The 15,181-nt window shown below is 63.1% G+C and carries 14 protein-coding genes; 7 read left to right on the top strand and 7 right to left on the bottom strand.

Annotated features, from left to right (window positions below; genetic code table 11):
• Positions 1-7: 7 nt before the first annotated feature.
• Positions 8-736 carry a paraquat-inducible protein A gene (locus AABE10_RS24355; RefSeq protein ID WP_342935788.1) on the bottom strand — a complete coding sequence of 243 codons (729 nt, stop codon included), beginning with the start codon at positions 734-736 and terminating at the stop codon, positions 8-10.
• A 424-nt stretch (positions 737-1,160) separates the two neighbouring features.
• Here AABE10_RS24355 and AABE10_RS24350 point away from each other — a divergent pair, with 424 nt between their 5' ends.
• The 4 genes from AABE10_RS24350 to AABE10_RS24335 all read left to right on the top strand — a co-directional run bounded on the left by AABE10_RS24350 (position 1,161) and on the right by AABE10_RS24335 (position 4,457).
• A complete protein-coding gene (locus AABE10_RS24350; RefSeq protein ID WP_342935787.1) occupies positions 1,161-1,733 on the top strand; it encodes a cytochrome b in 573 nt (190 codons plus the stop codon).
• Between the two features lie 8 nt (positions 1,734-1,741).
• Positions 1,742-2,305 (top strand): YceI family protein, encoded by a 564-nt coding sequence (locus AABE10_RS24345; protein WP_342935786.1) that lies wholly within the window; start codon positions 1,742-1,744, stop codon positions 2,303-2,305.
• Positions 2,306-2,345: 40 nt separating this feature from the next.
• A complete protein-coding gene (locus AABE10_RS24340) occupies positions 2,346-2,915 on the top strand; it encodes a YceI family protein (RefSeq protein ID WP_342935930.1) in 570 nt (189 codons plus the stop codon).
• A 264-nt stretch (positions 2,916-3,179) separates the two neighbouring features.
• Positions 3,180-4,457 (top strand): MFS transporter, encoded by a 1,278-nt coding sequence (locus tag AABE10_RS24335; protein ID WP_342935785.1) that lies wholly within the window; start codon positions 3,180-3,182, stop codon positions 4,455-4,457.
• Between the two features lie 71 nt (positions 4,458-4,528).
• On the opposite strand, the gene AABE10_RS24330 is transcribed toward AABE10_RS24335, so the two are convergent.
• From AABE10_RS24330 to queA, 6 genes are all read right to left on the bottom strand, one after another.
• Entirely contained in the window at positions 4,529-4,933 is a 405-nt protein-coding gene (locus tag AABE10_RS24330) for a hypothetical protein (protein WP_342935784.1), read from the bottom strand.
• A gap of 323 nt (positions 4,934-5,256) precedes the next feature.
• The gene (secF, locus tag AABE10_RS24325; protein WP_152755222.1) at positions 5,257-6,207 is read right to left on the bottom strand and encodes a protein translocase subunit SecF; all 951 of its coding nucleotides are present in this window, start codon (positions 6,205-6,207) and stop codon (positions 5,257-5,259) included.
• Between the two features lie 18 nt (positions 6,208-6,225).
• The gene (gene secD / locus AABE10_RS24320) at positions 6,226-8,280 is read right to left on the bottom strand and encodes a protein translocase subunit SecD (protein WP_342935783.1); all 2,055 of its coding nucleotides are present in this window, start codon (positions 8,278-8,280) and stop codon (positions 6,226-6,228) included.
• 121 nt (positions 8,281-8,401) lie between these two features.
• Positions 8,402-8,731: a preprotein translocase subunit YajC gene (gene yajC / locus AABE10_RS24315; RefSeq protein ID WP_012401902.1), complete on the bottom strand. Its 330-nt coding sequence runs from the start codon at positions 8,729-8,731 to the stop codon at positions 8,402-8,404.
• Positions 8,732-8,949: 218 nt separating this feature from the next.
• Positions 8,950-10,155: a tRNA guanosine(34) transglycosylase Tgt gene (gene tgt / locus AABE10_RS24310; protein WP_342935782.1), complete on the bottom strand. Its 1,206-nt coding sequence runs from the start codon at positions 10,153-10,155 to the stop codon at positions 8,950-8,952.
• Between the two features lie 82 nt (positions 10,156-10,237).
• A complete protein-coding gene (queA, locus tag AABE10_RS24305; RefSeq protein ID WP_342935929.1) occupies positions 10,238-11,299 on the bottom strand; it encodes a tRNA preQ1(34) S-adenosylmethionine ribosyltransferase-isomerase QueA in 1,062 nt (353 codons plus the stop codon).
• A gap of 233 nt (positions 11,300-11,532) precedes the next feature.
• Between queA and recG the strand changes: the two genes are divergently transcribed.
• From recG to AABE10_RS24290, 3 genes are all read left to right on the top strand, one after another.
• Positions 11,533-13,764 carry an ATP-dependent DNA helicase RecG gene (gene recG, locus AABE10_RS24300; RefSeq protein ID WP_342935781.1) on the top strand — a complete coding sequence of 744 codons (2,232 nt, stop codon included), beginning with the start codon at positions 11,533-11,535 and terminating at the stop codon, positions 13,762-13,764.
• A 123-nt stretch (positions 13,765-13,887) separates the two neighbouring features.
• Positions 13,888-14,847 (top strand): LysR substrate-binding domain-containing protein, encoded by a 960-nt coding sequence (locus AABE10_RS24295; protein ID WP_087732579.1) that lies wholly within the window; start codon positions 13,888-13,890, stop codon positions 14,845-14,847.
• A gap of 171 nt (positions 14,848-15,018) precedes the next feature.
• Entirely contained in the window at positions 15,019-15,153 is a 135-nt protein-coding gene (locus tag AABE10_RS24290) for a hypothetical protein (RefSeq protein ID WP_342935780.1), read from the top strand.
• The last annotated feature ends 28 nt before the right edge of the window (positions 15,154-15,181 follow it).

Here is a 15,181-nt window from a genome sequence, read left to right as displayed (position 1 = left end):
CGGCCGGTCATCCCTGGTGCGGCGCGGCTTTGCCATCGACGCCGGGTTCGTCTGCGCCGCGCCCAGCCTGACCGGCATCGCCGTCATCCCCTTCGCCTTCGCGCGCGTGGCGCTCGCGCCGCGCCTGCAGCACGTCGAGACCTTCGGCGACGTCCCATAGCGTGCGCGGATCGAAGGTGACGACCACAACGAACATCAGCGTCAGCGCGCCGAACGCGAACATCGCCGCCTCGGGGATCACACGCGCGAGACTTACCATTTTCACGATCGTCACGAGCACGCCGAGCATGAACACTTCGATCATGCCCCACGGACGCACGAACTGGATCGCGCGCAGCACCTGGTTGAAGCCGGGCGGCACGATGCCGGCGCGAATGGGGATCAGCAGATAGAGCAGCGCCGTCAGTTCGGTCAGCGGGAAAAGGAACGTCGAGCAGAACACCATCACGGCGACGATCTGCATGTCTTCGTTCCACAGTGCGACGATGGCGCCGATCAGACTGGTCTGCGACGTGATGCCGTTGGTTTCCAGCTCAACGATCGGAAAGCCCTGCGCGATCAGAAACGTGATCAGCGCGGCCATCGTCATTGCGGTGATGCCCTCCAGCCGTCCCGACGCGCTCCCATACAGGATCGCGCCGCATCGCGGGCAGCGCGCCGTCCGCCTGCGTCCGAGGCGGGGTTTCTGGAACAGCGCGTCGCATTCGTGGCAGGCAATCAGATGGTCATGTTCCATGCAGGCGATCGGAAAAACAGGAAGCGATGTGTCGTCGTGTCTGTGGTTGGACCTTACAGCCCGTTGCCGCGCGACGCGTTGCATGCGGCGTGCAAGGCATGCGGGCGGCGGCGCGGCACGGCTTGGAGGCAATAGTATCAAAGCTCGCCGGGATGACGTCCGTCGGTGTGCGCTGACGGATGCCCGGTGAATGGACTGACGTTCGTCGGCTTGCGGTGGGCCCTGTCCGACAGATGCGGCACTCACCGGTTCAAGCGGGTGGGAATCGCGGCAGCAAATTTCGCGCCGCGTGCAAAGCCGCCAGCCAGCCGATGCGGCTTGCGGTACGATTAGCGCCGCGAGCCGTTGGTGCGCCGGGATCGGGCGCGGCGGAATAACGGCATCGACTGCGTCGTTTAACTTACAGGTTGGCGTCGGTTCTGTCATGGCACACACTTCTTCGCTTCGTTCGTTCTCCGCACGGGCTTCGTCGTACACGTCGACGGCCATTGCGCTGCACTGGCTGATCGCGCTGCTGATCGTCTGCGGCTTTGCGCTCGGCTGGGTGATGACGGACATCCCCGGCTTCACGCCGACCAAGCTCAAGTACTTTTCGTGGCACAAATGGATCGGCGTGACCGTGTTCGCGCTCGTCGTGCTGCGCCTTCTCTGGCGCGCGACGCATGCCGTGCCGCCGATGCCCGCGCATATGGCCGCGTGGCAGCGCGGCATCGCGCATCTCACGCATTTCCTGCTGTATGTGCTGATGGTCGCGATTCCTGTGTCGGGCTATCTGTATAGCTCGGCGGCGAACGTGCCCGTCGTCTATCTCGGCCTCGTGCCGCTGCCGCGTCTGATCGCCCCCGATCCGCACCTGAAGGAAGTGCTGAAGTCGGTCCACATCGTGCTCAATTACACGCTGCTCGGGCTGGTCGTGCTGCACATGCTGGCGGCCATCAAACATCAATGGCTCGATCGCGACGGTCTGCTGTCGCGGATGATCCCTTTCCTCAAATAAGGATAAACATGAAGGTTTCGTTCTATCGCTACATGCTCGCGGCGTTTGCCGCGGCGTCGCTGGCTGCGTCGGGTGCCGCGTTCGCGCAGGTCGACATGGCGAGGAGCACGGTCACGGCGACGTCGAAGCAGATGAACGTGCCCGTCGAAGGCAAGTTCGGCAAGTTCACCGCGCAAGTCTCTTTCGATCCTTCGAAGCCGACGTCGGGCAGTGCGCAGGTCACGATCGATACGTCGAGCTACGATCTCGGCGACGAAAGCTACAACGAGCAGGTGCGCGGCAAGGAGTGGTTCGATTCGAAGACGTATCCGACAGCGACTTTCGTATCCAGTGCGATCGCGCCCGCAGGCGCCAACCAGTTCAAGGTCACGGGCAAGCTGACGATGAAGGGCAAGTCGCAGACGGTCGTCGTGCCCGTCACGGTGACGAAGCAGGGCGCCGCGCAGGTCTACGACGGCTCGGTGTCCGTCAAGCGTTCGCAGTTCGATATCGGCACGGGCGAATGGAAGGATACGTCGGTGGTCGCGGACGACGTGACGATCAAGTTCCATATCGTCGCCGCAAGCAAATGATTCATCGCATGCACACAGAAAGGAGAATGAAGTGAAACCGATGCTTTTGATTGTTGCGGGCGCACTGGCGTCGTCGATTGCGGCGGGCGCGGTTGCCGCCGATACCTATCAGCTCGACCCGACGCACACCTATCCGAGTTTCGAAGCCGATCATATGGGCGGCGTGTCCACGTGGCGCGGCAAGTTCACGAAAAGCTCCGGCACGGTGACGCTCGATCGCGCGGCGAAGACGGGCACGGTGGACGTCACGGTCGATACATCCTCGATCCAGATCGGCAACACCAAGCTCGAGGAGCATCTGCGTTCACCCGATTTCTTCGACGTCGCCAGGTATCCGGCGGCAACGTACAAAGGTACGGCCATCAAATTCGACGGCGATACGCCCGTCGCCGTGGACGGGCAGTTCACGATGAGAGGCGTCACGAAGCCGCTGAGCCTGAAGATCGAATCGTTCAAATGCATCCAGCATCCCGTGCTGAAGCGCGAAGTGTGCGGCGTGGAAGCGGAGGGCGAGTTCAATCGCGCGGACTATGGGATGGACTTCGGCACCAAATATGGTTTCAGCATGAAGACGGTGCTGCACATCCAGGCGGAAGGCATCAAGCAGTAAGCGCTCTCGCCTGAACCGGCGCGCAAGCCGCTTCGTCCGCATTGGCGACGAAGCGGTTTTTTTATGGGTTTCTTCGTGATGACAATGAAAGCGGTGGACACCTGGCGCTTTCACGTCTCGTGCAGTTTTCTTTTTTGCGGTACATAGTGACGGCAGACGCCGGACCGGTTGTGCGTGCACCGAGTCCGGCAAACATGGCAGAAGCGGGCAATTCCCGCTGATTGCCACGACAACGACTACCTCGCGCGCACCTGGAGATCCGCAATGAGTTCAACGATAGCCGCAAGCGCGGCGCAAAGTCGTCTCGATACGTGGCGCACGGTGATCGCCGCGTCGATCGGCAATGCGCTGGAATGGTTCGATCTCGTCGTCTATGGTTTTTTCGCCGTCGTCATTTCGAAGCTGTTCTTTCCGGCGGGCAACGATACGGTGTCGCTGCTGCTGACGCTCGGCACGTTCGGCGTGTCGTTCTTCATGCGGCCGCTCGGCGCGATCGTGCTCGGCGCGTATGCGGACAAGGCAGGGCGCAAGGCCGCGCTCACGCTGTCGATCGTGCTGATGATGATGGGCACGCTGATCATCGCCGTGCTGCCGACCTGGCAGTCGATCGGAATCGCCGCGCCGCTGATTCTCGTCGTCGCGCGGCTGATGCAGGGCTTCTCGGCGGGCGGCGAGTTCGGCAGCGCCACCGCGTTTCTCGCCGAGCACGTGCCGGGGCGGCGCGGCTATTTCGCGAGCTGGCAGATCGCGAGCCAGGGTTTGACGACGCTGCTCGCCGCGTTGTTCGGCGTCGTGCTGACGGGCGAACTGTCGCCGGAACAGCTGAGCGCGTGGGGCTGGCGCGTGCCGTTCTTCTTCGGTCTGCTGATCGGGCCTGTCGCATGGTATATCCGCACGAAGCTCGACGAAACGCCCGAATTTCTCGCGGCCGAAACGACGCAGACGCCGATCCGCGATACGTTCGCGAGCCAGAAGGCGAGGCTCCTCATCGGCATGGGCATCGTCGTGCTCGGAACGGTGTCGACGTATCTCGTGCTGTTCATGCCGACTTATGCGATCAAGCAATTGGGTCTCGCGCCTTCCGTGGCCTTCGCGGCCATTGCGCTCGTGGGTGTGATCCAGCTGGTGTTCTCGCCGATCGTCGGCCATCTGTCGGACCGCTACGGACGCGTGCGGATCATGCTCGTGCCCGCCGTGCTGCTGTTCCTGCTGATCCTGCCGGCGTTCACGTATCTGGTCGCGCATCCGACCTTCGGCACGCTGATGCTGATGCAGATCCTGTTCGGCTTCCTGATGACGGGCTATTTCGGCTCGCTGCCGGGCCTGCTGTCGGAAATCTTCCCGGTGCAGACGCGCACGACGGGCATGTCGCTTGCCTATAACATCGCGGTGACGATCTTCGGCGGCTTCGGGCCGTTTATCATCGCGTGGCTCATTCGCGCGACTGATTCGAAGGTCGCGCCGAGCTTCTATCTGATGTTCGCGGCTGTGGTGAGCGTGATCGCGCTGGTGGCGGCGAGGCGCAAGCTTGGGTTCAGGTGATCGCCTGGCTGCTGCGCAGCCGCTGTGAACGAAAGGCCGGTTCAGGTTCGAACCGGCCTTTTGGTCAGTGACTAGAGCGTGACTTGCTCAAATTGCCCTTTGCCAGAAAAGTTATAGGGTACTTTGAATGCGGCGCCGCCCTTAATGCCTGCCGATTGCTCGATGATCCGCGGCCACCATCGCACGAGATTGTGCGCTTTGTCCCAGAAGGCATGATGCGACCATCCCTTATCAAGAAAAAATACAACCAACCCTGCTCTGCGTAGCGCTTCACGCTCCAAACCCTTATTCAGCTTGTCGTGGGCGATTACAGCCCAGCCACCCTCTTTCGAAAGGGATTCGATCCGATACGAGTCAACGGCATTCTGGACAAACCTTTGTTTGAGATGCCACGTCTCGTGGCACCAAGGCTCGCACAACGCGTGAAGGGCCTTTGCCAAGGGCGGAGGGAAATTGTTGTCAACGAAAAATCTCATGCGAGGAGACTTTCTTCAAAAGCGACTGCCGCCTCCACTGAAGTGAAGGGTACTTCGAAGAGCCTCGCGACGATTGCTGTGTCTCTTTCTGTTACGAATGCATCGTACAAAATTGATGTTCTCACCGCCCCGTGAGTAACGATAGGTTTTCCAAACGCGATTTCGGGATCGAGTACTATCGCCTTGCTTCTTTGCGTGGGATACCAGCGGGTCGCGATTTCGTCCTTGAATCACTCGCGCCCCGCCTGAGAATCAAAAAGGCCGGTCTAGCGGAAGCTAACCGGCCTTTCCTTCATGAATCAGAACATCTCAGACGCAACCAATCAAACCTGCGCACCCGCATTCGGATCGTTCGGATCGTGGCGTTCCTTCTTTTCCTTCAGCAGGTCCTCGCGTTTCACGCCGAACCACATCGCCAGCGCCGCCGCGACGAACACCGACGAGTAGATGCCGAACAGAATGCCGACCGTCAGCGCCAGCGCGAAGTAGTGCAGCGTCGGGCCGCCGAACAGGAACATCGACAGCACCATCATCTGCGTACAGCCGTGCGTGATGATCGTGCGCGACATCGTGCTCGTGATTGCGTGGTTGATCACTTCCATCACGCCCATCTTGCGTTCGCGGCGGAAGGTCTCGCGAATCCGGTCGAAGATAACCACCGATTCGTTCACCGAGTAGCCGAGCACCGCGAGCACGGCGGCCAGCACCGACAGCGAGAACTCCCACTGGAAGAACGCGAAGAAGCCGAGAATGATCACGACATCGTGCAGGTTCGCAATCACGCCGGCGATCGCGTATTTCCACTCGAAGCGGAACGACAGGTAGATCACGATGCCAGCGACCACGCACGCGAGCGCGAGCAGGCCATCGGTCGCGAGTTCCTTGCCGACCTGCGGACCGACGAACTCGACGCGTTGCAGCTTCGCGTTCGCGTCCTGGCCCTTCAGCGCGGACATCACCTGGTCGCTTTGTTGCGCCGACGTCAGGCCCTGCTTCAGCGGCAGACGGATCAGCACGTCGCGCGACGTGCCGAAGTTCTGCACCTGCGCGTCGCCGTAGCCGATTTTCGTCAGCGTGTCGCGTACGGGTTCGAGCGGCACGGCGCCCGGATATTGCACTTCGATGACCGTGCCTCCCGTGAACTCCACGGAGAGATGCAGCCCGCGATGCAGCAGGAAAAACACAGCGGCGATGAAGGTCAGCAGCGAGATCGCGTTGAAGATCAACGCGCGCTGCATGAACGGAATGTCTTTACGGATGCGGAAAAATTCCATGTTCTCTTTCTCCGGGACTCAGCGGGATGAACCCGGTTTCTTCGTGCCATCCGGCGCGTTGCGGTTGCGCAGCGTCGGCTTGCCGGCGCGCGCTTGCGCGTTGCTGGCGGGCGCTTTCGTCTTGGCTTTTGCCTTCGGCGCCGTAGTCGCTGCCATCGCGCGCGCCGTGTCGGTGTCCGTGTCGGCGCTATCGAGATAAGCCGTTGCGCCGTCGGCGGCAGCCGGCTTCCACACCTGGCCGACAGCCAGTGACTTCAGCTTCTTCTTGCCGCCGTACCACAGGTTCACGAGGCCGCGCGAAAAGAACACGGCCGAGAACATCGACGTCAGAATGCCGATACAGTGCACCACCGCAAAGCCGCGCACCGGGCCGGAGCCGAACGCCAGCAACGCGAGACCGGCGATCAGTGTGGTCACGTTCGAGTCGAGAATCGTCGCCCATGCGTGCGCGTAGCCGTTCTGGATCGCCAGTTGCGGCGGCGCGCCGTTGCGCAGCTCTTCGCGCACGCGCTCGTTGATCAGCACGTTCGCGTCGATTGCCATACCGAGCGCGAGCGCGATAGCGGCGATGCCGGGCAGCGTCAGCGTGGCCTGCAGCATCGACAGGATCGCGATCAGCAGCAGCAGGTTCACCGACAGCCCGATCATCGAGATCAGGCCGAACAGCATGTAGTACGCGATCATGAACGCCGCGATCGCGATGAAGCCGTAGACGACGGAATCGAAGCCCTTCTTGATGTTGTCCGCGCCGAGGCTCGGGCCGATCGTGCGTTCTTCGATGATGTCCATCGGCGCCGCGAGCGAGCCGGCGCGTAGAAGCAGCGCGAGATCCGTTGCCGCCTGAGGAGTGGGCTGGCCCGTGATCTGGAAACGGTCGCCCAGTTCCGACTGGATCGTCGCGACCGTCAGCACTTCGCCCTTGCCCTTCTCGAACAGCACCATCGCCATCGGCTTGCCGATGTTGTCGCGCGACACGCTGCGCACCGCGCGGCCGCCCGCCGAATCGAGACGGATGTTGACGGAAGGACGCTGGTGCTCGTCGAAGCCCGCCGACGCGTCGATGATGCGGTCGCCCGTGAAGATCACGGCCTTGCGCAGCAGCACGGGCGCCGCGTTGCCTTGCGTGAACAGTTCGTCGCCGGCCGGCACGGGATCGCTCGGATTCGGGTGCAGGCCGTTCGGGTCGGCGAGACGCGCTTCGAGCGTCGCCGTGCGGCCGATGATGTCCTTCGCTTTCGCCGTGTCCTGCACCCCCGGCAGCTCGACGACGATGCGGTCGGGGCCTTGCTGCTGGATCACCGGCTCCGCCACGCCGAGTTCGTTGACGCGGTTATGCAGCGTCGTGATGTTCTGCTTGAGCGCCGCATCCTGCACCGTTTTCTGCACGGCCGGCGTGAACGTGCCCACCACCTGGAAGCCGCCGCTCGGGTTCGGCTGCGTCGCCCATTGCAGTTCGGTGACGCCCGCCTGCAATTGCGTGAGCGCGCTCTCCGCGACGCTCTGGTCCGCGAAATTGACGACGACCGACTGGCCGACGCGGTTCACGCCGCCGTCGCGAATGTTCTTGTCGCGCAGCAGGGTGCGCGCATCCGACGCGTCCGAATCCAGCTTCTTGTTCAGCGCGCCCGCCATGTCGACCTGCAGCAGGAAGTGCACGCCGCCGCGCAGGTCCAGACCCAGATACATCGGCAGCGCGTGCAGGGCCGTCAGCCAGCGCGGCGATGCACTCTGCAGATTCAGCGCGACGATGTATTGCGGATCGGTCGCGTCCCTATTGAGCGACTTTTGCAGCAGGTCCTTGACGCGCAGCTGCGTGTCGGTGTCCTTCACGCGCACGCGAATGTTCGCGTTCAACGTGGAGTTGTCGAACGTGACGTCGTCCGGCTTGATCTGGCTCGATGCGAGCGCCGCTTCGACCTGCGACAGCGTGGTCGAATCGAGCTTCACCGTGGCCTTGCCGCTCGACACCTGCACCGCCGGCGCTTCGCCGAAGAAATTGGGCAGCGTGTACACGAGGCCGATGACGAGCGCCACCAGCATCACGACATATTTCCAGAGGGGGTAACGATTCATGGAGTGGTCCAACGGGAGGTTGGCTTGATTGCGATGCGTCCGGCGATGAGCGCGGCGAGCGGAAGCGCCTGGGCGGGGCTTCGACCGGCGCGAGGCCGCGCCGGACGCGAGAGAGCAGGCCTTACAGCGACTTCAGGGTGCCCTTCGGCAGAATGGTCGTGACCGACGCTTTCTGCACGGTGATTTCAGTGCCTTCCGCGATTTCGACGCCAACATACGCTTCGCCGACCTTGGTCACCTTGCCGACGATGCCGCCGTTCGTCACCACTTCGTCGCCTTTCGCCATCGCGGCGAGCATGTTGCGGTGTTCCTTCTGGCGCTTCATTTGCGGGCGAATCATGATGAAGTAGAGCACCGCGAACATCAGAATCAGCGGCAGGAAGCTCATCAGGCTCGATTCGGCGCCACCTGCTGCACTGCCTTGCGCGAAGGCATTGGAAATGAACGACACGTTGGTCTCTCCGTTATAACAATCAAAAAAATCAGCCGGTTATTCTACCACCGGCCATTTACGGGACGGCACCCGGAACAGGTTTTCCTGACGGGCTGTCAAGGGGTTTCGGGTGCTTCTCCGAAAGTAAATTGTAATGTCTGCTGCGCTATGTGGGAGGATGCTTTTCGCGCGTTGCCCGATGTGCCTGCGTCGCACCTCTCGCGCGTCATCTAACTCTAGTCCGTCCCGCGTGCGCGGTTTTCATGAAACAGCTTCTTGAACGTGTCGAACGCCTGCGCGTCGATCGCATCGCGCATTTCCTGCATCAGTTCGAGGTAGTAATGCAGGTTGTGGATCGTGTTCAGCTGCGCGCCGAGAATTTCGCCGACGCGATGCAGATGATGCAGATAGCCGCGCGTGAAGTTGCGGCACGTGTAGCAGCCGCATTGCTCGTCGAGCGGGCGCAGCGAGTTCTTGTGCGTCGCGTTGCGGATCTTGATGTCGCCGAAGCGCGTGAAGAGCCAGCCGTTGCGCGCGTTGCGGGTGGGCATCACGCAGTCGAACATATCGACGCCCGCCGCGACGCCCGCCACGAGATCTTCCGGCGTGCCGACGCCCATCAGGTAGTGCGGCTTGTCGGCGGGCAGCTTGGGGCCGATGTGGTTCAGCACGCGCATCATGTCTTCCTTCGGCTCGCCGACGGACAGCCCGCCGATCGCGAGACCATGAAAGCCGATCTCCGACAGCCCCGCGAGCGACTCGTCGCGCAGGTCCTCGAACATGCCGCCCTGGACGATGCCGAAGAGCGCATTCGGATTGCCAAGCCGGTTGAACTCGTCGATCGAGCGCTTCGCCCAGCGCATCGACATGCGCATCGAATCGGCGGCGTCCGCGTGCGACGTCGGCACGCCGTTGGTCGCGTAGGGCGTGCATTCGTCGAACTGCATCACGATGTCCGAGTTCAGCACCTTCTGGATCTGCATCGACACTTCCGGCGACAGGAACAGCTTGTCGCCGTTGATCGGCGACGCGAACGTCACGCCGTCTTCGGTGATCCTGCGCAGATCGCCGAGCGAGAAAACCTGGAAGCCGCCGGAGTCGGTGAGAATCGGCCGCTTCCAGCCCATGAAGCCGTGCAGGCCGCCATGCGCCGCGATCGTTTCGAGACCGGGGCGCAGCCAGAGGTGAAACGTGTTGCCGAGGATGATCTGCGCGCGGATTTCTTCGAGTTCGCGCGGCTGGATCGCCTTCACGGTGCCGTATGTGCCGACGGGCATGAAGATCGGCGTTTCGATCACGCCGTGATTGAGCGTGAGGCGTCCGCGGCGCGCCTGGCCGTCGGTTTTCAGCAGCTCGAACTTCAGGCCGTTGTCGGGGCGAACGTGGTCGCCGAGATAAGCGCCGTGGTCCGCGCGTGCAGCATTGTTGTGACCGTCGGTCATCTTCTTGTACTCCTGTGCCACCAGAAAACAGTCTGGCGCAGATGATAAACGCCGCCAGAAGATTTCCGGCGGCGGTGTTGGATTATGCGTTCAGCGCGTCGTCGCTGCGCGTGAGCAGCATCGCGTCGCCGTAGCTGAAAAAGCGGTAACGCTCCTCGATTGCGTGCCGATACGCCGCGCGTATCGTCTCGATGCCCGCGAACGCGGACACGAGCATCAGCAGCGTCGATTTCGGCAAATGGAAATTCGTCACCAGCCGGTCGACGACGCGAAACCTGTAGCCCGGCGTGATGAAAATGTCCGTGTCGGCGCTCGTCGCGGCAAGCGGACGGCCCGCTGCTTCGGCGTCGCGCGCGGCGGCTTCGAGCGCGCGCATCGACGTCGTGCCGACCGCGATCACGCGATTGCCGCGCGCCTTCGTCGCCGCGATCCTGTCGACCAGCGACTGCGGCAACTGATACCACTCGCTATGCATCTTGTGCTCGGCGATATTCTCGACGCGCACCGGCTGGAACGTGCCCGCGCCGACGTGCAGCGTGAGCGTCGCGCGCTCGACGCCTTTTTCGTCGAGCCGCGCGAAGATCGAGTCGTCGAAATGCAGGCCGGCCGTGGGCGCGGCGACGGCGCCGGGGTTTTGCGCGTACACCGTCTGGTAGCGCGTTTCATCGAATGCGTCGGGGTCGTGCTCGATATACGGCGGCAGCGGCAAGCGGCCGTGCTGCTCGATGAGCGTCAGGCAGTCGTCCGGAAAGTGCAGCGTGTAGAACGGCTCGACGCGCTCGCCGACGGTGACGTCGAACGCATCGGCAAGACGCAGCGTCGTGCCCGGCGCAGGGCTCTTGCTCGCGCGGATCTGCGCGAGCGCGGTACGCTCGCCCGTCAGGCGCTCGACGAGCACTTCGATCTTGCCGCCACTGGCCTTCTGGCCGAGGAACCGCGCCTTCAGCACTTTGGTATCGTTGAATACAAGCAGGTCGCCGACATCGACGAGATCGGGCAGATTGGCGAAATGGCGGTCGGTGAACGTCGCGGGCTTCGTCTGGCCATTCACTTCGAGCAGACGGCTCGCGCTGCGCTCGGGCAAGGCGACTTGCGCGATCAGTTCGGGCGGCAGGTCGAAATCGAAATCGGAAAGCGTGAACATGCGGACTGATGTGATGCGCTGATGCGATAGAAACTGGATGGCCGTCTCGGACGGGACAAAGCTGGAGGCCGGACCGGCGACGGGATCGACGACACGATCCATAGCGGGTACGCCAGCGGCCGTCGAGCGGCTATGATTGCGGGACATTGCCGCAGCCGTCATTGATGCACGCCCGACAGGCGCACGCTGGCCGCGAAACTTCTGAAGCCGATATTGTACTTGCGAAGCGACTCATGCCTTTGTCCGATACCCGTTCACCCCTCGACACCGACGACGACAGCGCCCCGAAAAAGCGCCGCGCCGCGCGGAGCAAGGCGGGCGAGGACGCGGCTCAGGAGCCCGCCGCGCCCGCCGCTCAAGGCGCTCAAGGCGCGAAGAAGCCCGCCGCAAAAAAGAGCACGGTCGCGAAAACGGCCGACAAGCTTGCGAAGCTCGGCCTCACGCGCGACATCGATCTCGTGCTGCACCTGCCGATGCGCTACGAGGACGAAACATCGCTGACGCCGATCGGGGAGCTGCTGCCCGGCGGTGTCGCACAGACGGAAGGCGTTGTGTTCGACAACGAGATCGCGTACCGGCCGCGCCGCCAGTTGCTGGTGAAGATGCGCGACGACGCGGGCGATGAGCTGATCCTGCGCTTCCTCAATTTCTACGGCTCGCAGGTCAAGCAGATGTCGGTCGGCGTGCGGCTGCGCGTGCGCGGCGACGTGCGCGGCGGGTTCTTCGGAATGGAGATGGTGCATCCGGCCGTGCGCGTCGTCGATGAAGACACGCCGCTGCCGCAAGCGCTCACGCCCGTCTATCCGAGCACGGCGGGCGTTTCGCAGGCGTATCTGCGCAAGGCGATCGACAACGCGCTGTCGCGCACGTCGTTGCCGGAGCTGTTGCCCGAGCCCGTCGCCCGGCAATATTTGCAGCCGCTCGACGTGCCGCCGCTGATGGACGCCGTGCGCACGCTGCACCATCCCACTTCGCATGCCGACGAAACGGCGCTGATCGACGGCACGCACCCCGCGTGGACGCGCATCAAATTCGAGGAACTGCTCGCGCAGCAGATGTCGCTCAAGCGCGCACACGAAGAGCGCCGCACGCGCGCCGCGCCCGCGATGCCGCGCCGCTCGCCCGCCGACGACGCATCGCTCGTCGCGCGTCTGTTGAAGGCACTGCCGTTTGCGCTGACGGGCGCGCAGCAGCGCGTGAGCGCGGAGATCGCGCACGATCTGACGCAGCCGCATCCGATGCAGCGTCTGTTGCAGGGCGACGTCGGCAGCGGCAAGACGATCGTCGCCGCGCTCGCGGCCGCGCAGGCCATCGACGCCGGTTATCAGGCGGCGATGATGGCGCCCACGGAAATCCTCGCCGAACAGCATGCGCGCAAGCTGCGCGGCTGGCTGGAACCGCTCGGCGTGACGGTCGCGTGGCTCGCGGGCAGCCTCAAGACGAAGGAAAAGCGCAGTGCGCTCGAAGCAGCGGCGCTCGGCATCGCGCAGTTGGTGATCGGCACGCACGCGATCATTCAGGATGCGGTCGAGTTCGCGCGGCTCGGCCTCGTGATCGTCGACGAGCAGCATCGGTTCGGCGTCGAGCAGCGGCTCGCGCTGCGCGCGAAAGCCCAAAACGCCGCCGACGGCGCGCGCGATTTCCAGCCGCATCAGTTGATGATGTCCGCGACGCCGATTCCGCGCACGCTCGCGATGACGTACTACGCGGACCTCGACGTATCGACGATCGACGAGCTGCCGCCAGGCCGCACGCCGATCCTGACCAAGCTGGTATCGGACGGGCGCCGCGACGAAGTGATCGGCCGCGTGCGCGAAGCGGCGCTGACGGGACGCCAGGTGTACTGGGTCTGTCCGCTGATCGAGGAAAGCGAGACGCTGCAATTGCAGACGGCCGTCGAAACGTACGAAACGCTCATCGCCGCGCTGCCGGAACTGAAGGTCGGGCTGGTGCACGGGCGCCTGACACCTGTCGAGAAAGCGGCCGTGATGGACGCGTTCACTCGCAACGAAGTGCAGTTGCTGGTCGCGACGACGGTAATCGAAGTGGGCGTCGATGTGCCGAACGCGTCGCTGATGGTGATCGAGCACGCAGAGCGCTTCGGGCTCGCGCAACTGCATCAGCTGCGCGGACGGGTGGGGCGCGGCAGCGCGGCGTCGGTGTGCGTGCTGATGTACTCCGGACCGCTGTCGATGACCGCACGCGCGCGTCTGCAGACAATGCGCGAAACCACCGATGGCTTCGAAATCGCCCGTCGCGACCTGGAAATCCGCGGCCCCGGCGAATTTCTCGGCGCGCGGCAATCAGGCGCCGCGATGCTGCGTTTCGCGGATCTCGAAAACGACGGCTGGCTGATCGAACCGGCGCGCGAGGCCGCCGCGACGCTGCTCGCGCAGTATCCGAACGTCGTCACGCAGCATCTTTTGCGCTGGCTGAACACGCGCGAGCAGTATCTGAAGGCGTGACGACGCCTGGCGGGGAAGCGCTTGCGCGCCGCAGCACAGGTGAAGAAGGCTTGAAGGTTGGCGAATTGGCCCCATAGGTGTATAACAGAAACCTATCGAATCTATCGCCCTGATTGGTCCCCAATGACCCTCACAGAACTGAAATATATCGTCGCCGTTGCCCGCGAGCGCCATTTCGGCCGCGCGGCGGAAGCGTGTTTCGTGAGCCAGCCGACGCTGTCGGTCGCGATCAAGAAGCTCGAAGACGAACTGAATGTGCAGATATTCGAACGCGGCACGAGCGAAGTCAGCGTCACGCCGATTGGCGAGCAGATCGTCACGCAGGCGCAACGCGTGCTCGAACAGACGCTCGCGATCAAGGAAATCGCGAAGCAGGGCAAGGACCCGCTTGTCGGGCCGCTGCGCCTCGGCGTCATCTACACGATCGGACCGTACCTGCTGCCCACGCTCGTCAAGCAGATGATCAAGCGCGTTCCGCAGATGCCGCTGATGCTGCAGGAAAATTACACGCTCAAGCTGATCGAACTGCTCAAGCAGGGCGAGATCGACGTCGCGATCATGGCGCTGCCCTTTCCGGAAACGGGTCTCATGCTGCGTCCGCTGTACGACGAACCGTTTGTCGTCGCGCTGCCGTCGGGCCACGCATGGGAGTCGCGTCACAAGATCGACCCGACCGACCTGAAGCAGGAAACGATGCTGCTGCTCGGCAGCGGTCACTGCTTCCGCGATCACGTGCTCGGCGTGTGCCCGGAATTGATGCGCTTTTCGCAGAACGCGGACGGCATCCAGAAAACGTTCGAGGGCTCGTCGCTGGAAACGATCCGGCATATGGTCGCGAGCGGCGTCGGCATTACGGTGCTGCCGCGCATGTCCGTGCATGAAGTGAAGGCGCACGCGGGCGGCGTCGATTCTGGGCTGCTCAGCTACGTGCCGTTCGACGACCCGGTGCCGGATCGCCGCGTCGTGCTCGCATGGCGCAAGAGCTTCACGCGGATGCCCGCCATCGACGCGATCTGCGACGCCGTCGCCGCGTGCGATCTGCCGGGCGTGAAGAAGCTCGATCTGCCCGCCGCCGTCAACTAAGCGCTTTGCAGGCGCATTTCGGTCCCCGGGATGCGCCGCCGGCTGCCGCCGCCTTCTGCATGAGGCGGAGGCTATTGAATACATAAAATTAATCAAATCGTCGTATTAGATAGTTTTTAATAAACTTCCTCCGTGGGTCGCCGAGATCCATCACAACAAACGGGAGGAATCATGCAGTCATCTACGTCGTCGCTGATCCAGTCTGTTTCCCCTTCGCCGCAGCAAGCGGCTCCGGCCGTCAATGCTACGTCCAGTTTCAGGACCGTCGCGTTTGGGCTGCTGGTCGATCGCGCGCTGGCCGCCTGACACGCTTTTCCTCTCATTCGAATTCCCC

The organism is Paraburkholderia diazotrophica (assembly GCF_038900755.1).
Classification (GTDB): Bacteria; Pseudomonadota; Gammaproteobacteria; order Burkholderiales; family Burkholderiaceae; genus Paraburkholderia; species Paraburkholderia diazotrophica_A.
This window is presented reverse-complemented; position numbering and strand designations above follow the sequence as displayed.

Coding starts and splice junctions, on each gene's coding strand:
- queA (WP_342935929.1), bottom strand. CDS start 11,299: ATGTTCACGCTTTCCGATTTCGATTTCGACCTGCCGCCCGAACTGATC.
- secD (WP_342935783.1), bottom strand. CDS start 8,280: ATGAATCGTTACCCCCTCTGGAAATATGTCGTGATGCTGGTGGCGCTC.
- AABE10_RS24345 (WP_342935786.1), top strand. CDS start 1,742: ATGAAGGTTTCGTTCTATCGCTACATGCTCGCGGCGTTTGCCGCGGCG.
- AABE10_RS24330 (WP_342935784.1), bottom strand. CDS start 4,933: ATGAGATTTTTCGTTGACAACAATTTCCCTCCGCCCTTGGCAAAGGCC.
- secF (WP_152755222.1), bottom strand. CDS start 6,207: ATGGAATTTTTCCGCATCCGTAAAGACATTCCGTTCATGCAGCGCGCG.
- AABE10_RS24290 (WP_342935780.1), top strand. CDS start 15,019: ATGCAGTCATCTACGTCGTCGCTGATCCAGTCTGTTTCCCCTTCGCCG.
- AABE10_RS24355 (WP_342935788.1), bottom strand. CDS start 736: ATGGAACATGACCATCTGATTGCCTGCCACGAATGCGACGCGCTGTTC.
- AABE10_RS24295 (WP_087732579.1), top strand. CDS start 13,888: ATGACCCTCACAGAACTGAAATATATCGTCGCCGTTGCCCGCGAGCGC.
- tgt (WP_342935782.1), bottom strand. CDS start 10,155: ATGACCGACGGTCACAACAATGCTGCACGCGCGGACCACGGCGCTTAT.
- recG (WP_342935781.1), top strand. CDS start 11,533: ATGCCTTTGTCCGATACCCGTTCACCCCTCGACACCGACGACGACAGC.
- AABE10_RS24340 (WP_342935930.1), top strand. CDS start 2,346: ATGCTTTTGATTGTTGCGGGCGCACTGGCGTCGTCGATTGCGGCGGGC.
- AABE10_RS24350 (WP_342935787.1), top strand. CDS start 1,161: ATGGCACACACTTCTTCGCTTCGTTCGTTCTCCGCACGGGCTTCGTCG.
- AABE10_RS24335 (WP_342935785.1), top strand. CDS start 3,180: ATGAGTTCAACGATAGCCGCAAGCGCGGCGCAAAGTCGTCTCGATACG.